Source organism: Fundidesulfovibrio sp. (genome assembly GCF_058402725.1).
On record NZ_JBZVFJ010000035.1, the window covers coordinates 1 to 15,670 of the forward strand.

At 65.3% G+C, this 15,670-nt stretch carries 17 protein-coding genes; 11 read left to right on the plus strand and 6 right to left on the minus strand.

The annotated features are described in order from the left end of the window. Nucleotides 1-284: 284 nt before the first annotated feature. Together ACV4UX_RS06655 and serS are read right to left on the minus strand one after the other, a co-directional pair. Nucleotides 285-425, minus strand: coding sequence for a hypothetical protein (locus ACV4UX_RS06655; RefSeq protein WP_491592532.1), 141 nt, complete (start codon nucleotides 423-425; stop codon nucleotides 285-287). Then, entirely contained in the window at nucleotides 422-1,693 is a 1,272-nt protein-coding gene (serS, locus tag ACV4UX_RS06660) for a serine--tRNA ligase (protein WP_491592533.1), read from the minus strand. The genes ACV4UX_RS06655 and serS overlap by 4 nt, the downstream gene beginning before the upstream one ends. Before the next feature lie 79 nt (nucleotides 1,694-1,772). Here serS and ACV4UX_RS06665 point away from each other — a divergent pair, with 79 nt between their 5' ends. From ACV4UX_RS06665 to ACV4UX_RS06680, 4 genes are read left to right on the plus strand one after another with little or no spacing between them, the layout of a single operon-like run. Continuing rightward, entirely contained in the window at nucleotides 1,773-2,255 is a 483-nt protein-coding gene (locus tag ACV4UX_RS06665; RefSeq protein ID WP_491592534.1) for a CinA family protein, read from the plus strand. Nucleotides 2,256-2,291: 36 nt separating this feature from the next. Then, entirely contained in the window at nucleotides 2,292-3,038 is a 747-nt protein-coding gene (locus tag ACV4UX_RS06670; protein ID WP_491592535.1) for a ParA family protein, read from the plus strand. Further along, nucleotides 3,035-3,727, plus strand: a complete 693-nt coding sequence (locus tag ACV4UX_RS06675; protein ID WP_491592536.1) for a hypothetical protein — start codon at nucleotides 3,035-3,037, stop codon at nucleotides 3,725-3,727. The genes ACV4UX_RS06670 and ACV4UX_RS06675 overlap by 4 nt, the downstream gene beginning before the upstream one ends. 26 nt (nucleotides 3,728-3,753) lie before the next feature. Continuing rightward, entirely contained in the window at nucleotides 3,754-4,026 is a 273-nt protein-coding gene (locus ACV4UX_RS06680) for an amphi-Trp domain-containing protein (RefSeq protein WP_491592537.1), read from the plus strand. 24 nt (nucleotides 4,027-4,050) lie between these two features. On the opposite strand, the gene ACV4UX_RS06685 is transcribed toward ACV4UX_RS06680, so the two are convergent. Further along, nucleotides 4,051-4,485 (minus strand): hypothetical protein, encoded by a 435-nt coding sequence (locus ACV4UX_RS06685; protein WP_491592538.1) that lies wholly within the window; start codon nucleotides 4,483-4,485, stop codon nucleotides 4,051-4,053. Between the two features lie 305 nt (nucleotides 4,486-4,790). Between ACV4UX_RS06685 and ACV4UX_RS06690 the strand changes: the two genes are divergently transcribed. From ACV4UX_RS06690 to ACV4UX_RS06720, 7 genes are all read left to right on the plus strand, one after another. Then, the gene (locus tag ACV4UX_RS06690) at nucleotides 4,791-5,324 is read left to right on the plus strand and encodes an RsbRD N-terminal domain-containing protein (protein WP_491592539.1); all 534 of its coding nucleotides are present in this window, start codon (nucleotides 4,791-4,793) and stop codon (nucleotides 5,322-5,324) included. 41 nt (nucleotides 5,325-5,365) lie between these two features. Next, nucleotides 5,366-6,367: a sulfate reduction electron transfer complex DsrMKJOP subunit DsrM gene (gene dsrM / locus ACV4UX_RS06695; RefSeq protein WP_491592540.1), complete on the plus strand. Its 1,002-nt coding sequence runs from the start codon at nucleotides 5,366-5,368 to the stop codon at nucleotides 6,365-6,367. A gap of 35 nt (nucleotides 6,368-6,402) precedes the next feature. Continuing rightward, nucleotides 6,403-8,019 carry a sulfate reduction electron transfer complex DsrMKJOP subunit DsrK gene (gene dsrK / locus ACV4UX_RS06700; RefSeq protein ID WP_491592541.1) on the plus strand — a complete coding sequence of 539 codons (1,617 nt, stop codon included), beginning with the start codon at nucleotides 6,403-6,405 and terminating at the stop codon, nucleotides 8,017-8,019. Beyond that, nucleotides 8,019-8,408 (plus strand): sulfate reduction electron transfer complex DsrMKJOP subunit DsrJ, encoded by a 390-nt coding sequence (gene dsrJ, locus ACV4UX_RS06705; RefSeq protein WP_491592542.1) that lies wholly within the window; start codon nucleotides 8,019-8,021, stop codon nucleotides 8,406-8,408. The genes dsrK and dsrJ overlap by 1 nt, the downstream gene beginning before the upstream one ends. A gap of 1 nt (nucleotide 8,409) precedes the next feature. Further along, nucleotides 8,410-9,186: a sulfate reduction electron transfer complex DsrMKJOP subunit DsrO gene (gene dsrO / locus ACV4UX_RS06710; protein ID WP_491592543.1), complete on the plus strand. Its 777-nt coding sequence runs from the start codon at nucleotides 8,410-8,412 to the stop codon at nucleotides 9,184-9,186. A gap of 10 nt (nucleotides 9,187-9,196) precedes the next feature. Further along, entirely contained in the window at nucleotides 9,197-10,360 is a 1,164-nt protein-coding gene (dsrP, locus tag ACV4UX_RS06715; RefSeq protein WP_491592544.1) for a sulfate reduction electron transfer complex DsrMKJOP subunit DsrP, read from the plus strand. Nucleotides 10,361-10,721: 361 nt separating this feature from the next. Continuing rightward, nucleotides 10,722-11,324 carry a GGDEF domain-containing protein gene (locus tag ACV4UX_RS06720; RefSeq protein ID WP_491592545.1) on the plus strand — a complete coding sequence of 201 codons (603 nt, stop codon included), beginning with the start codon at nucleotides 10,722-10,724 and terminating at the stop codon, nucleotides 11,322-11,324. A gap of 157 nt (nucleotides 11,325-11,481) precedes the next feature. On the opposite strand, the gene ACV4UX_RS06725 is transcribed toward ACV4UX_RS06720, so the two are convergent. From ACV4UX_RS06725 to ACV4UX_RS06735, 3 genes are read right to left on the minus strand one after another with little or no spacing between them, the layout of a single operon-like run. Beyond that, complete coding sequence (locus ACV4UX_RS06725; RefSeq protein WP_491592546.1) at nucleotides 11,482-12,147, minus strand: hypothetical protein; 666 nt, start codon at nucleotides 12,145-12,147, stop codon at nucleotides 11,482-11,484. A gap of 14 nt (nucleotides 12,148-12,161) precedes the next feature. Further along, nucleotides 12,162-13,367, minus strand: coding sequence for a quinone-interacting membrane-bound oxidoreductase complex subunit QmoC (qmoC, locus tag ACV4UX_RS06730; protein ID WP_491592547.1), 1,206 nt, complete (start codon nucleotides 13,365-13,367; stop codon nucleotides 12,162-12,164). A gap of 12 nt (nucleotides 13,368-13,379) precedes the next feature. Beyond that, nucleotides 13,380-15,665 carry a hydrogenase iron-sulfur subunit gene (locus ACV4UX_RS06735; RefSeq protein WP_491592548.1) on the minus strand — a complete coding sequence of 762 codons (2,286 nt, stop codon included), beginning with the start codon at nucleotides 15,663-15,665 and terminating at the stop codon, nucleotides 13,380-13,382. Between the last annotated feature and the right edge of the window lie 5 nt (nucleotides 15,666-15,670).

Below are 15,670 nucleotides of genomic sequence, written 5' to 3' on the forward strand. Positions count from 1 at the left end.
CGTTGCTGTTCGCGGGGAGATCAGGTGGATCGTCTTCAAATCGGTCCGCCTGGTCACCCCGCGAACAGCAACGGAACCGGCAACACGGTCGTCGCCGGTGAAGCCCGCGAAGCAAAAAGGGATTCCATAAGGGCGTAGCCCTTTGGCCGCCGGAGGCTTCTTCACGGCTGCCCCGCCGCCCATCACTGCCGGATCGCACGCCGTCGCGAAGAGGAGAGGGAATGCAGAGGGCGTAGCCCTTTGCCAGCCGGGGGCTTCACAACGGCTGCCCCGCCGCCCCTCGGTCACCGACTACGGGCGGCGCTGTCCAGAATCCAGGCCATGGCTCCGGTGAGCACGGCCAGGATGACGATCTGGCGCGGCTCCAGGACGAACACCGCGCCCATGGCCCAGACGGCCCCGGCAGTGGCCAGCGCCCGGATCACGGTTCGATGACGGTCACGCCGCCCATGTAGGGGACCAGGGCTTCAGGCAGGACGACGGAGCCGTCCGTCTGCTGTCCGTTTTCCAGCACGGCCACCATGGTGCGCCCCACGGCGAGGCCCGAGCCGTTGAGGGTGTGGGCCAGGCGCGCCTTGCCGCCCTTGGCCTTGCAGCGGATGCCTGCGCGGCGGGCCTGGAAGTCCTCGCAGTTGGAGCAGGAGGAGATTTCGCGGTAGGCGTTCTGGCCGGGCAGCCAGACTTCGATGTCGTAGGTCTTGGCCGAGGAGAAGCCCAGGTCGCCGGTGCAGAGGGAAATGACGCGGTAGTGCAGGCCCAGGAGTTGGAGGATCTTTTCGGCGTGGGCCGTGAGCAGCTCAAGCTGTTCGTAGGACTCCTCGGGGCGGCAGAAGCGCACGAGCTCGACCTTGGAGAACTGGTGCTGGCGGATGAGCCCCTTGGTGTCCTTGCCGTAGCTGCCCGCCTCGGAGCGGAAGCAGGGGGTGTGGGCGCAGTAGCCCAGGGGGAGGCGCTCCTCGTCGAGGGTTTCGTCGCGGTGGAGGTTGGTGAGAGGCACCTCGGCCGTAGGGATGAGGTAGAAGTCCTTGAAATTGGTCTTGAAGAGGTCGCCCTCGAACTTGGGGAGCTGTCCCGTGCCGCGCAGGGTGTCGGCGTTGACCATGAGGGGCGGGGCCACCTCGGTGTAGCCGTGCTGGCGGGTGTGCACGTCCAGCATGAAGGCGGCCAGAGCGCGTTCCAGGCGCGCGGCCCAGCCCCAGAGCACGGCGAAGCGCGAGCCGGTCAGTCGGCCGGCGCGTTCGAAGTCCAGACCGTTCAGGGCCTGTCCCAGGTCCCAGTGCTCACGGGGTGTGAAGGCGAGGGCGGGCTTTTCGCCCCAGACGCGCACCACCGGGTTGTCGGTTTCGTCCTTGCCCACGGGGGTGGTGGCGTGGGGAATGTTGGGCACGCTCAGGAGGAAGGCTTCGGACGCCTCGTCGGCCTGCCGGGCTTCCTCGTCCAGGGCCTTGATGCGCTCGGAGACCCCGGAAAGCTTTTCCAGCAGTTCCGTGGCGTCCTGCCCGGAGCGCTTGCGTTTGGCCACCTCGGCTGAGGAGGCGTTGCGCTCGTTCTTGAGGGCCTCCACCTCGGTGAGCACCGCGCGGCGCTTCTCGTCGAGCTTGGCGAAGCCGTCCAGGTCCAGGTCCGTCCGGCGGTCTGCCAGGGCCTGGCGCACAAGGTCCAGGTTCTTGCGTACGAAGCGCACGTCGAGCATGGTGGGTCTCCGGGTGGTTGATCTTGGAACCAGACTTCTTACGCCGGGCGAAGAGGCCCGGTCAAGGCGGGAGGTGCGCATGGACGTCGCGACGCGCAGGGCCGTGCTGGAGGCGGCGCGGATTCTCGTGGAACGCGGCTGGTGGCTGGCCACGGCGGAATCGTGCACGGGAGGGCTGGTGTCGGGCGCGCTCACGGCGGTGTCGGGCAGTTCGGCGTGGTTCGCAGGGGGCGTGGTGGCCTACTCCAACGCGGTGAAGGAGTCCCTGCTGGACGTGCCGCGGCCGCTCCTGGAGGCCCACGGCGCGGTGAGCCGGGAGGTGGTGCTGGCCATGGCCTTGGGCGCGGCGCGGCGCTTCGGGGTGCACTGCGCCGTGTCGGTGTCGGGGGTGGCCGGCCCCACGGGGGGCACTCCGGAGAAGCCCGTGGGCACGGTGTGGCTGGGCTACAGCGTGGACGGCCGGGAAGCGGCCGAGCTCCATAGCTTCGAGGGCGACCGCGATGCCGTTCGGAACCAAAGCGTGCTGGCCGCGCTGGAAGGGCTCGCGCGCCGGATGGGCTGAAACGTGATCGTCACCAGGGCGTAGTATGGATTGTCCATGCGCGTCCTGGCCTTTTTGAACCAGAAGGGCGGCGTGGGCAAAACCACGCTGGCCGCCAACGTAGGCGCGGGGCTGGTCCGACTGGGCCGCTCCGTGCTCCTGGTCGACCTGGACCCCCAGGGGCATCTGACACGCGCCTTCGGGGCTGACCCCGGCGGGCCGGGCCTGCACGACGCGCTTTCCGGAAGCGCCCGCGCGGCGGACTTCCTGGTGGAGGCCGAGGGCGCGCTCCTGCTGCCCGCCTCTCCCGATCTGGCCGGGGCCGATACGGCCTTCGCCGCACTGCCCGGCAAGGAGCGTCTGCTGGCGCGCGTGCTGGAGGAAGTGCCCCCGGCGGACGCCTGCATCCTGGACTGCCCCCCAAACCTTGGCCTGCTGGCCGTCAACGCCTTGGCCGCCGCCCACGCCGTGGTGGTTCCCGTGCAGGCGGAGTTCCTGGCCCTGGCCGGACTGGGGGCCGTGATGGACACCGTGGACGCCGCCCGGGGATTCAATCCCGACCTCGCGGTGCTGGGCGTGGCGCTCACGCGGTATGTGCACCGCAAGCGCCTCTGCCGCGAGGTGGACGCCTCCGTGCGCCGTCATTTCCCAGCGTTGCGGCTGGAAACGCGCGTGCGCGAGTCCGTGGCCCTGGCCGAGGCCCCGGGCTTCGGCAAGAGCATCTTCGCCTACGCCCCCAAGAGCCAGGGCGCGCTGGACTGCCTGAACCTCGCACGCGAAATCGCGGCCCGGGGGCTCTCGTGAGCGCGCTGCGCCTGGGCGCGGACCCCCTGGCCAGGCCCGGAAGGCAGGGGACCGCTTCTGAGACTGGCGCGGGCCGAGCCCTGCGCCACATCCTGGAGACACAGCCCGCCGCGCCCGCAGTCCCGGATATCCCACCCGAGCACCGGGAAGCCATGCGCCTGGAGGTGGTCCAGGCCTTTTCCCGCGCCCTGGACCGGCTGAGCCTGCTGGCCGCAGAGGCCGGAGCCTGGGCCTGGGGGGGCGAAGGCGACAGCCTGGCCTTCCTGCGGCTCATGGCCTGCCACGTTTCCGAACCCGGCGCGGAAGGGGTGGATCTGGCGGCTTTCCTGCGCGAGGCCCCGGACCTCTGGCCGCGCCAGGGGCTCTGCGTGGCCCCGGCTCTCGAGCGCGTGGTGGTCCCCCTGGAGCGCGGCTTCCGGCTGGCCCTGGCCCTCCAGGCCGTGCTGGACGCCCTGCCAGGACCGGGCAAACGAGCCCATGCCCCGGCATCGCTCTTCGCGCGGCTGGACTCCACCCCCACGGGCAAGGCCAGGGTGCGCCTGGCCGGACCGGCCAGCCGCTTCGCCGAACGCGACGAGGACTACCTGCGCGGCCCGGGACGGGCGCTCTCCCAACTGGCGCGGGAGGGCGCGGTGTGCGCGGCGTACACGCGCGGGGCTGCGTGGGCCGAACTTTTCATCCTGGCGTGAGCCGATCTTGTGAAAAGGAGAACGTGATGGGCAAGGACAAGGAGAAGGTGAAACTGGAAGGCGTGCTGGAAACGCGCGAGGTGGTGGCCTACCTGGAGGATGTGCTGGCCGGTTTCCGGGCCGGGTCGGTGTGCATGACCGTAGGCGAAGAGTGCCTGACCCTGCGCCCCCGGGGCATGATGGAGTTGAGCCTCAAGGCCTCGCGCAAGAAGGAGACCGAAAAGTTTTCGCTGGAAGTCTCCTGGCGTCGCGTGGAAGAGGCCTGCCTGCGTCCGGCCGGACCCGACGAAGCGGCCTGATCCGGGCGTGAAGGGGCGCGCGGCTCAGTCGATTCCGGCGTCCTGGAGGGCGCGCAACCCCTTGCCGGAGATCACGTAGCCCTTGAGGGCGCGCTCCCCGGCGGCCTTGAGCTTCATTTTGAGGATATAGCCCCGGTTCACCAGATCCTCGAAGTCGCACTCCACATAGTGTCTGGCCTTCTTGGCGGGCATCATGCGCCGGTAGCGGGGCATCCTGCAGAAGTGGCGCAGATCCTGGAGGATGAGCAGGTGCTCCAGGGCCAGTTCCCTGCCCGCATCGTCCAGCGCGGCGGGCGAGTCGGCCTGCCTTCCCGCCGCTCGCTCGCCCTCGGGCGTGATGCGCAAACCCTTCATCTTCTTGCCGCAGCCGTAGGTGAACGTGGCCCATTCGGCGAGCCCCTGGTCCACCAGAACCCCCGCGCCCTCCTCGTCGTGGGACAAAAGGAGCTTTCGCGGCATCACGCCGTGATAGCGTGCCACGTCGGCAAATTGCGCCACAGCGCGCAGCAGCGAAGCATGATCCTGGGAAAGCGTCATCTGCGACCTCGGAACGTCGAGCCGGGCGTTGACAAGCCCCTGCACGGCAGCCCCAGAAATTACCCGTAACGGGAAAAGCTGTAAACCACCTCCGGGAATTTCCGGCCATGGCCGCCCGGCGGCCCGCGAGCCTTTTCAATCTTTACAGAAATCGCCCCCCAGGGTATGGGGACTGCGTTTGTGACAGGTAGAACAAGGCATCATCATCTGCTGCACGCGGGGCATCCATGAACAGCGTCGAGAAACTGCTGGCCGAACACCGGGAGGCCATCGTCAAGGATTGGCATCATCTGATCCTGGACACCTACCCTCCCGAGACGGCCAAACTCTGGAAAAAGGGGGGCGACCCCTTCCACAACCCCGTGGGCGAGCGCATCGTCGAGGCCGCCAAGGCCTGCATGGACTATCTCGTGGAAGGCCGCGAGCACCTCGAACGCGCGCTGGAGGAACTCGACCAGGTCATCCGGGTGCGCGCGGTGCAGAACTTCACGCCCTCCCAGGCGGCGGGGTTCGTCTTCCTGCTCAAGAAAGCCATCCGGGAGCGGCTCTGGCATCAGTTGAAAACGTTGGGCGCGTGGGAACAGTTCGTGGCCCTGGAGTCGCGCATCGACGGCTTGGCCCTGGCCAGCCTCGATCTCTACTCCAAGTGCCGCGAAAAGCTCAATGAGATCAAACTCAACGATCTCAGGCGGGAGCAGGTGCAACTGCTCAAACGCGCACGACTCATCGTGGATTTCGGCGAGGGCGAGCCGGCAGCGTGAGGCCGGACAGGCGCAATGGTTCAACGCGAGGTGGAGGGTACATGGCAGGACTTGTGACCGCGCTCATGGCCGTAATGGTCTTGGCCGCCGCTGCGGCTCTCGGGGCGCAGGCGGGAATGGCGGGGGTGTTCGGGATAGCCATCCCGTACGTGGCCGTCGCGATCTTCGTGGCGGGATTCATCAAGAAGGTGCTCGGCTGGGCTTCCACGCCGCAGCCCTTCTCCATCGCCACCACCGGCGGGCAGCAGTATTCGCAGCCCTGGGTGAAGCAGGCGAAATTCGACAACCCCTCGACCCCGGGCCAGACCGTCGTGCGCATGGCCCTGGAAGTGCTCTGCTTCCGCAGCCTTTTCCGCAACACCAAGCTCGACAACCGCCCCGCCGAGGGCCGGGTGGGCTACGGCTCGGACAAGTCGCTGTGGCTTTTCGCGCTCATGTTCCACTACTGCTTCCTGATCGTGTTCATCAGGCACTTCCGCTTCTTCCTGGATCCCGTGCCCTTTGCCATCACCGGCATCGAGTTCGTGGACTCCATCCTCCAGATCGGCGTGCCCACGCTCTACCTCACGGACGTGTTCTTCGTGGTGGGCGTCACCTTCCTGCTGGCGCGGCGCATCTGGGACCCGAAAGTCAATTACATCTCACTGGCTTCGGACTACTTTCCCCTGTTCCTGATCCTTGCGATCGCGCTTTCCGGCATCTACATGCGCTACTTCGCCAAGGTGGACGTGATCGCCATCAAGCAGCTGGCCTTCGGACTGGTGAGCTTCAAGCCGGTGATCCCGCCCAACGTGGACTGGTCCTTCTACATGCACTTCTTCCTGGTGTGCGTGCTGTGGGCCTACTTCCCCTTCTCCAAGCTCATGCACCTGGGCGGCGTGTTCCTGAGCCCAACTCGGAACCTGCCCAACAACACCCGTATGGTGCGTTACATCAACCCCTGGAACGATCCCTCCATCAAGCCCCACAGCTATGAGGAGTACGAGAACGACTTCCGGGAGAAGATGATCGAGGCCGGCCTGCCGGTGGACAAGGAAGCCTAAACCGCCCCGGCTGGGCGAACCGCGAGGGAGACAACATGTCGAAGATGGCTCCGCCTGAAGAAGTCATGAACGTCGACTACACCACGCCCGCTGAGGCGTGGATGGACGTGAAGCCCGAGTTCAAACTCGGCAACTATTCCTATCCCGGCAAACCCGATGTGCTCAAGTACCTCGGACTGCCCAACCCCAGAGAGTGGAACCCCACCGAGGAAGACTGGAAGCTCCCTCCCGACTGGAAGGAGATCATCACCGAAGGCTTCCGCGAACTCCTGGGCAAGTACCGCTCGCTCAAGGTGTTCATGGACGTGTGCGTGCGCTGCGGCGCCTGCGCCGACAAGTGCCATTTCTACATCGGCTCGGGCGACCCCAAGAACATGCCCGTGCTGCGCGCCGAGCTTTTGCGCTCCATCTACCGGGGCGACTTCACCATGGCCGGCAAGATACTCGGCAAGCTCGCCGGGGCGCGCAAGCTGGAAGAAGACGTGATCAAAGAATGGTTCATGTACTTCTACCAGTGCACCCAGTGCCGCCGCTGCTCGCTGTTCTGCCCCTACGGCATCGACACCGCCGAGATCACCTTCCTGGCGCGTGACCTGATGAACCGCATCGGCGTGAACATCAACTGGATTCTCGAACCCGCCGCCAACTGCAACCGCACCGGCAACCACCTGGGCATCCAGCCTCATGCCTTCAAGGACATGATGGACTTCCTGGTGGACGACATCGAGACCATCACCGGCAGGCGCGTGGAGCCCTCCTTCCACCGCAAGGGCGCGGAGATCCTCTTCATCACGCCCTCCGGCGACATCTTCGCCGAGCCCGGCATCTACACCTTCATGGGCTACCTGCTGCTCTTCGACTACCTGGACCTGGACGTCACCTGGTCCACCTACGCGTCGGAAGGCGGCAACTTCGGCTCGTTCATGAACGACAAGTGGATGAAGAAGCTCAACGCCAAGATGTACGCCGAGGCCAAGCGCCTGGGCGTGAAGTACATCATCGGCGGCGAGTGCGGTCACATGTGGCGCGTGCTCAACCAGTTCATGGACACCATGAACGGCCCCGCCGACTTCCTGGAAGTGCCCAAGAGCCCCATCACCGGCACGGTGTTCGACAACGCCAAGTCCACCAAGATGATCCATCTGGTGGAGTTCACCGCCGACCTCATCCGCAACAACAAGTTGAAGCTCGACAAGAGCCGCAACGCAGGCATCACCGCCACCTGGCATGACTCCTGTAACACCTCGCGCGGCATGGGCTTCTTCGATGAACCCCGCTACGTGCTGGAAAACGTGGTCGAGAAGTTCGTGGACATGCCCTCACAGACCATCCGCGAGCAGACCTTCTGCTGCGGCGGCGGCGCGGGCCTGAACAACGGCGAATTCACCGACATGCGCCTGCGTGGCGGTCTGCCCCGCGGCAACGCCCTGCAGTACGTTCAGCAGAAGTTCGGCGTGAACACCATGAGCTGCATCTGCGCCATCGACCGCGCCACCCTGCCCGGCCTGGCCGACTACTGGGCCCCCGGCGTCAAGGTGACCGGCCTCCACGAGCTGGTGGGCAACGCCCTGGTCTTCGACGACGAGGAGCAGGAGCGCACCATGAACCTCCGCCAGGAAGACCTGCCCGGCATTGAAGGGGAGGACGAATAATGTACAACGCGAAATACATCATCCCCGGGCTTGTGATCTTCCTGATCCTGGCCCTTTCGCCCTTCCTCCTGGGCGCGGGCAAGGATCCCATCAAGGTGGAGACCGAGAAGCCCAAGAACTCCAAGGAATGCGTGCTCAAGACCGAGAAGATGCGCGACGTGCACATGGTTCTCCTGAACGAATGGCGCGACGACGTGATCCGCAACGGAAAGCGCGTGTTCACCAACGAGTCGGGCAAGCAGTTCAACATGAGCCTGACCAACACCTGCATGGGCTGCCACGAAAACAAGGACAAGTTCTGCGACAAGTGCCACGTCGAAGTCGGCGTGAACCCCTACTGCTGGACCTGCCACAATACCTCGCCCGTGAAGAAAGAGGGGGGGAACTAACATGAAAAGCTCCAGACGCGACTTCCTGAAGATCGCCGGTGTTTCGGCACTGGGGCTCTCGGCCGGCACGCTGGGCTTCCTTGGAGAAGGCGCCCAGGCCGCCGACGCCCTCCCCACGGCCCAGGACTTCGCCAAGCCCGCCAAGGCCAAGCAGTGGGGCATGGTCATCGACACGGCCAAGCTCGATGACGCCACCATGAAGAAGTGCATCGACGCCTGCCACGCCTACCACAACGTGCCCAAGATCGAAGGCAAGCAGGAGATCAAGTGGCTGTGGACCGACGACTTCCACGCCACCTTCCCCACGGAGTTCCCCGCCTACCTCTCCGACGACCTGCATCACCGCAAGTTCCTGCTGCTCTGCAACCACTGCGCCAACCCCGCCTGCGTGCGCGTGTGCCCCACCCAGGCCACGTTCAAGAACAACGAGGGGCTGGTGATCATGGACTACCATCGCTGCATCGGCTGCCGCTACTGCATGGCCGGCTGCCCCTACGGCGCGCGCAGCTTCAACTTCCGCGATCCCGAGAAGTTCATCGCCAACATGAACCCCCTCTACCCCCACCGCACCCGGGGTGTCGTGGAAAAGTGCACCTTCTGCGTGGAGAAGCTCGCCCAGGGCAAGATGCCTCTGTGCGTCGACGCCTCCGGCGGCGCCATGGTTTTCGGCGACCTGGAAGACCCCAAGTCCCCCGTGCGCCAGATCCTGAAGGACAAGTACGCCGTCAGGCGCAACCCGGCCGCTGGAACCGAACCCAGCGTGTTCTACATCCTCTAGGAGTGCGGACATGATCGAAAAAGCTCTCAAAGGAAGCCCGCGCTATTTCGGCGCCCTGTTGGCCTTCTTGGCCCTCATGGGCATCGGAGGCGGGTTCTACCTCATCCAGCTCAACAACGGCCTGATGATCACCGGCCTCTCGCGCGACGTGTCCTGGGGCTTCTACATCGCCCAGTTCACCTACATGGTCGGCGTGGCCGCCTCGGCCGTTATGCTCGTGCTGCCCTACTACTTCCACCACTACAAAGCCTACTCCAAGATGATCATCATGGGCGAGTTCCTTGCCATCGCCGCGGTCATCATGTGCCTGGGCTTCATCGTCATCGACATCGGGCAGCCCCAGCGCATGCTCAACGTGCTCATCAACTCCACCCCCCGCTCCGTGCTCTTCTGGGACATGGTGGTTTTGAACGGCTACCTGATTCTCAACGCGGTCATCGGCTGGACCAGCCTCATGGCCTACTGGAAGCGCGTCACGCCCCCCGCGTGGGTGAAGCCCCTGGTGTACCTCTCCATCATCTGGGCCTTCTCCATCCACACGGTTACGGCGTTCCTGTACGCCGGCCTTCCCGGCCGCCACTTCTGGCTCACCGCCATCCTGGCAGCCCGCTTCCTCTCCTCGGCCTTCTGCTCCGGCCCGTCCATCCTCCTGCTCATGACCCTGCTTGTGGGCAAACTCACCAAGTTCGATCCGGGCAAGGAAGCGGTGAAGACCCTCTCCACCACCATCACCTATGCCATGTGCGTGAACGTGTTCTTCTTCTTCCTGGAACTCTTCACGGCCTTCTACTCCAACATGCCCGGCCACATGGCCCCCATCGAGTTCCTGTTCAACGGCTTCCAGGGAAGCACCTACATGACTCCGTTCATGTGGACAGCCTCCTTCCTGGCCATCGGATCGCTCATTCTGCTCATCCCGCCCCGCTGGCGCGAGAACCGCGACATGCTCGTCCCCGCCCTGATCATGCTGGTCATCGGCACCTGGCTGGACAAGGGCATGGGCCTTATCGCCGCAGGCTTCACCCCCAACCCCTTCGAGCGCGTCACCGAATACCTGCCCACCGGCCCCGAGATGATGATCGCCCTCATGATCTACGCCACCGGCGGATTCGTGCTCACCGTGCTCTGGAAGATCGCCCTGGAAGTCAGGGCCGAGGTGGAAGGCAGCGTCTAGCCTCTTCCTCTTGCGAATCGCAAAGGCCGCCCTTTTGGGCGGCCTTTTTTTATGCTAACGGGTAGGCATGAACACTTCCCTCATTGACCCCCGTGACGCGCTGGCCGCAATGGCCAGCCTTCCCGTGCCTTTGCTGGTTCTGGACGGGGAGGGCGAGGTGCTTCTTGTCAACGCTCCGTTCCGGGGCCTTTTCAACCCGCTCGAACCCTTCGGGACTCCGCCGCGCAATGAACCAGCGGTGGATTCCTCGCCTCCAGAGTCAGGGTTCTCCGTTGTTCTTTCTGGCGTGCGCAAGGCCTTGCTACTGGAGCCTTCAGTTCAGGAGTTCGACCTTTCGCTCCAGGAGCCTCTTTCCGGGCACATGCCTTTGCGCGCTCGGCTGGATCGATTCGGCTCCCTGAGCGTGCTTTCGGTGACCCCTCCTCCTGCGGACACTAATGCCTCTCCGGCCGGGCGCGACCCCTTGACGGGTCTCCCCCTGCGCCAGCCCTTCCACGCAAGCCTGGGGCAGCTGGCGGCCCTTTCCGGACGTCACGGCAGGATGCTCTCGGTGCTTCTGGCGGACATCGACGGCATGAGAGCGCTCAACGAACGCCTAGGAAGGGACGCCGGGGATGCGGCGCTCGCGCATTTCGCTTCTCTCTTGCGCGCCACGCTGCGCACAAGCGATCTAGCTGCACGAGTCGGCGGAGACGAATTCGCCGTGTTGCTGCCGGAAACCGGCGCGGAGGGAGCGAACCACCTGGCGCGCCGCCTGCGTGCTGCCGTTGCCGAGAACGTCTGCCTCCACGCAGGCCTGCCGGTTCATTACACCGTGAGCATGGGGCTGGCCTGCCTGGGCAATTGCGGGGAGGAGACCGAGGCTCTTGGGGCCGAACTGGTCATTCTCGCCGAGGAGGCCCTTGCCAGGGCCAAGCGCACAGGCGGCAGCAGGCTCACCACGCTGACCCTGACGGCAGACTGAGGCAGAACCGACCCCGTCGGATCAGTTTTGACCGCGCGGTACCACCCGACGTCAACCGACACTTCGTTTTCCTCCTTTTCCGCAATCCCGCCCACGCACCAAAGAAAAAGGCCGCCCGTCGCCGGGCGGCCTTGATCAACCTGAAACAGTCCCTGGTTTACCAGTCGGACTTGGTGAAGGTGTCCTCCACGCCGAAGTCCACAACCGGCTCGGGCTCGGCTGCGGCAGCGCCACCGGCGGCTCCGGCGACGCCGCCGCCAGCCACGGTGACCACGCCGTGCTTCTTCACGTCCTCGATCATCTTGAGCAGCTCATCGACTTTGCCGATGTACTCGTTGACCTTGGACAGGGGAGCCACCAGCAGCTTCTCGCTCTCCTTCACGGAGGAGTCCTCGAAGCGCTTCACGGCGGCCTCGGCGGCCTTCAGCTTGGCCTCGGCGTCGGCCAAGGTGGCGGTCTTGGCGGCCAGGTCGGCCTTCACCTTGGCCAGTTCTTCGGCCTGGGCGTTCATGGTGGTCTTGTATTCGCCCAGCTTGGCGAACAGGGCGCCGATCTCGCCCATGGTGGCGGCGGGAAGCTTGGGAACGGAGACGTTCTTGCCCTGGGCGGCCAGCTGGGCGGCGTTCATGGCGATCACTTCGGGGTGCTGCTCATAGATCCAGGCCTTGGCGATGGCGGCCGCGAAAGGAGCCAACTCCTCGTCGACAACGGTGTCGGCCATGTAGCTCACCAACTCGACCACGCCCTTCGCCTGGCCTTCCTTGTCCACGCCCTTCAGGTACGCCATGAAGGTGTTCATCGGGAAAACTTTCGTCTCAGCCATGGGAGTTCCTCCTCTTAGATCTCGAAAATTTTGTCTTCAACGCGCGAGAGGGGCAGCCTGCCGCTCATGCGCGCATACACCAGGGCCGTCGTGCGGTAGACCAGGTGCCCCAGCTTGGACCAGGGCAGATAGGCGAACAACATGAACACCGTGATCAGGTGCAGGTAGTACACGGGGTAGGCCAGACCGGCCACGCCGGCGAGGCGCAGCAGGAACGCGCCCGCGCCCGTGGCGAACACGGCCCAGATCACGCCAAGCAGGTACCAGTCGTAGTAGCTGGAGCCCTGCTTCTGGGCGTCCAGGTTCAAACGGCGGCGGGTGAGCATCACCAGGCCGTAGATGCCGCCCACCATGCCCGCCACGGCCAGGAGCTTCACCGGGCTGTAGAGAGGCATGGGGGTGTCGCCCAGCACGTGGAGCCAGCCGAAGCCGGGCACGTAGGAGCCCCAGTGGGACACGGCCACGATGCCGGTGACGATGGCCAGGGCCACGAAGGAGAACAGGATCGCCCAGTGCCCCTTGAAGCGCTCGGTGTTGTCGTTGCCGCAGTCGTTCCACTTGCGGTGGGTGACGATCTCGTCGCGCAGCACGTCGATGACGGCCTGGACCAGGGTCGGCCTGGACGAAACCTCGCCCAGCTCGAAGGTCTTGGGCAGCCCGCCGAAAGACTTCCACATGTTCATCACGCCCTTGTAGAAGCTCCATCCCATGAAGATGAAGAGGAGGATGAACGAGGGGTCGATGGTGGTGTCGCCGGGGAAGAGCTTGCCGAACCTGATGTCGCCCTCGGGGATGCCGAAGCCGCCCATGCGGAGGAGCCAGATCAGCGCGAAGTAGATGGCCGGAATGGCGATCAGCTTCGGGAGATGCTTGGAGGAGCTCATCCATTCACCCAGGCACTCGGGACCCACCAGCTTGCGGTAGGTCATGTTGCGGATGGCGGCCAGGGTGTCGGCAGGCTTGGCTCCGCGGGGGCAGAGGTCCGAGCAGGTGCCGCAGTTGTGGCACAGCCACACGTCGATGTCGTTCATGAGCTTGTCTTTGAGGCCCCACTGCGCCCAGACCATCTCCTTGCGGGGATAGGGGTTCTCGGGCGGGGACAGCGGGCAGGCCACGGAGCAGGTGGCGCACTGGTAGCACTTCTTGACGGAGTCGCCACCTGCCGCCTGGAGCTCCCTGACGAAGCTCGGGTCGGGTTGTATCCGGACCGGAGAAGACATAAGCAGGGCCTCCTAGTATCCTTTGAACGGGTTGGGACCCATTTTCACGATCATGTCCATGAACTCGTCGATCATGGCGGGCACGGTGTCGTATTCGTCGATGGCCACCTGGAGCTGGTCGACGCGCTCGGGCTCCACGCCCAGGCGCTTGAGCGACTCGGAGATGTTCTCCTTGCGGCGGTTGCACAGTTCCGAGCCCTTGACGAAGTGGCACTGGTAGTCGTCGCCGAACTTGCAGCCCAGGAGCATCACGCCGTCGATGCCCTTGGACATGGCGTCTGCCACCCAGATGGCGTTCACGGAACCCAGGCAGCGCACCGGAATCACGCGCACGTAGGGGCTCCAGGACTTGCCGCGAAGCGCCGCCATGTCCAGAGCCGGGTAGGCGTCGTTCTCGCAGGCCAGGATGAGCACGCGCGGGCCGCCCACATCCATCTTGGGGGGCACCTGCATTTCGCGGATCATGGTGCCGATCATGTCGATGTTGTAGTTGTCGAAGCTGATGACGCGTTCGGGGCAGGCGCCCATGCACGTGCCGCAGCGGCGGCAACGTGTGGGATTGGGCATCGGGGTGCCCTTGGGATCGTCATCGAGCGCGCCGAACGGGCACTCCTCGGTGCAGCGCTTGCACTGGGTGCAGCGCACGAAGTTGAACACCGGGAAGCTGCGGTCCCCCGAGCGCGGGTGCACGGCTACGCCGCGGTTGGCGCTGGCGACGCACTGGATTGCCTTGAGGGCCGCGCCCATGGCGTCTTCGCTGGCCAGGGCCAGGCCCATGGGCTGGCGGACGCCGCCGGCGGCGTAGATGCCGGTGCGACGGGTTTCGTAGGGGAAGCAGATGTAGTTGGAGTCTGCGTACCCCTCGAAGAGGTTCAGGTCCGGGAAGGCCAGACCCTGGCGGTATTCGAGGTTGATGGTGGGGGCGTGGGCCGTGGTGGGCACCATGGCCGTGGGCAGCACCACCAAGTCTGCCTCGATCTCCACGGCCTCGCCCAGCAGGGTGTCGGTCATGGAGAGGATCACCGTGTCGGCGGGACCGGGCTTCACGGCCTCGATCTGGGCCTTGGAGAGCATGATCCCGGGGTTGTCCTGGGCGGCCTTGTAGTAGCGCTCGTTGATGCCGGGGACCATCATGTGGTCGTAGAAGATGTAGGCGGCAGCCTCGGGGTTCTTCTCGACCACGTAGTTGGCCTGCTTGAGCGCCACCAGCGACGACAACTCGGAGGACAGGGCCAGATGGCGCTGGCTCTCCAGGTCGCAGAAGGTCGGCTCGGCAGGGGCTTCCTCGCCCTCGGCGGGCTTGGCTTCTGCGGGAGCGTCGCACTCGACCGTCACGTCGGCCGGGCAGGCCTGGGTGGTGCACTTGTTGGTGTTGAGCAGGAAGGCCACGCGGCCGGGCGCCTGGCCGTCGCTGGGGCGCACGATGGAGCCGGCCTTGGCCATGGCTTCCAGCTCGGCCGTGGTGATCACGTTCTTGAGCTGGCCGTAGCCCAGGGGGGCCAGGTACTTGGTGTCGCCCTTGTCCCAGCCGGTGGCAAGCACCACCGCGCCGATGTCCAGGGTCTGCCCGTTGGAGAGCTGGGCCTTGTACTGGGCCGGGGCACCCGAGAGCTTCTCCAGAGTGGTGGAGGTGAAAACCGTGACCTTGCCCGTGTCGTTCATCTGCTTGATGAGCTTTTCCAGGCCCGGGTCCACCGACTCGGTGTAGGGGTAGCTCAGGGGGAAGGACTTCCACATCCCGGCGACCTTGCCGCCGAGGGTGTCGGCCTTTTCCACCAGCACCACGTCGTAGCCCAGGGAGGCCGCGGCGGTGGCCGCCTGGATGCCGGTCCAGCCGCCGCCCAGGACCAGGATGGTCTTGAAGGCCTCGACGGCCTCGGGCGCGGGGATCTTGGACTTGGTCATCTTGGCCACGCCCATGAGCGTGTACTCGTTGCAGATGATCTGGATGTCGTCGATGCCCTTGGCCTTTTCAAGCGCCCCGGTGGCCTTGTTGAAGCTCCAGACGGCCTGCTCGCGCAGGTTGACGCGCTCCACCTGGACCGCGTCGCCGAACTGGAGCACATCCCACTTGGACCTGGGGGTGCAGGCGGCCAGGACCACGCCGTCCAGACCGGATTCGGCCACAGCCTTCTTCACGGCCTCGACGCCCTCGGGCGAGCAGAGCACGGGGGTTTTTTCGATGACCGGGCACTGCGGCTGGTACTTGTTCTTCACCGCGGCGCACACGGCGTCCAGATCGACGGACTCGCCGATGCCGCAGCCGCCGCAGACGTAAACGCCTATTTTCTCGGCCATGAATC

Excerpts from the sequence above, each read along its gene's own strand:
- ACV4UX_RS06665 (WP_491592534.1), top strand. The coding sequence starts at position 1,773 with ATGGACGTCGCGACGCGCAGGGCCGTGCTGGAGGCGGCGCGGATTCTC.
- ACV4UX_RS06720 (WP_491592545.1), top strand. The coding sequence starts at position 10,722 with ATGCCTTTGCGCGCTCGGCTGGATCGATTCGGCTCCCTGAGCGTGCTT.
- dsrM (WP_491592540.1), top strand. The coding sequence starts at position 5,366 with ATGGCAGGACTTGTGACCGCGCTCATGGCCGTAATGGTCTTGGCCGCC.
- ACV4UX_RS06670 (WP_491592535.1), top strand. The coding sequence starts at position 2,292 with ATGCGCGTCCTGGCCTTTTTGAACCAGAAGGGCGGCGTGGGCAAAACC.
- dsrO (WP_491592543.1), top strand. The coding sequence starts at position 8,410 with ATGAAAAGCTCCAGACGCGACTTCCTGAAGATCGCCGGTGTTTCGGCA.
- dsrP (WP_491592544.1), top strand. The coding sequence starts at position 9,197 with ATGATCGAAAAAGCTCTCAAAGGAAGCCCGCGCTATTTCGGCGCCCTG.
- ACV4UX_RS06725 (WP_491592546.1), bottom strand. The coding sequence starts at position 12,147 with ATGGCTGAGACGAAAGTTTTCCCGATGAACACCTTCATGGCGTACCTG.
- dsrJ (WP_491592542.1), top strand. The coding sequence starts at position 8,019 with ATGTACAACGCGAAATACATCATCCCCGGGCTTGTGATCTTCCTGATC.
- ACV4UX_RS06685 (WP_491592538.1), bottom strand. The coding sequence starts at position 4,485 with ATGCCGCGAAAGCTCCTTTTGTCCCACGACGAGGAGGGCGCGGGGGTT.
- serS (WP_491592533.1), bottom strand. The coding sequence starts at position 1,693 with ATGCTCGACGTGCGCTTCGTACGCAAGAACCTGGACCTTGTGCGCCAG.
- dsrK (WP_491592541.1), top strand. The coding sequence starts at position 6,403 with ATGTCGAAGATGGCTCCGCCTGAAGAAGTCATGAACGTCGACTACACC.
- ACV4UX_RS06680 (WP_491592537.1), top strand. The coding sequence starts at position 3,754 with ATGGGCAAGGACAAGGAGAAGGTGAAACTGGAAGGCGTGCTGGAAACG.
- qmoC (WP_491592547.1), bottom strand. The coding sequence starts at position 13,367 with ATGTCTTCTCCGGTCCGGATACAACCCGACCCGAGCTTCGTCAGGGAG.
- ACV4UX_RS06735 (WP_491592548.1), bottom strand. The coding sequence starts at position 15,665 with ATGGCCGAGAAAATAGGCGTTTACGTCTGCGGCGGCTGCGGCATCGGC.
- ACV4UX_RS06690 (WP_491592539.1), top strand. The coding sequence starts at position 4,791 with ATGAACAGCGTCGAGAAACTGCTGGCCGAACACCGGGAGGCCATCGTC.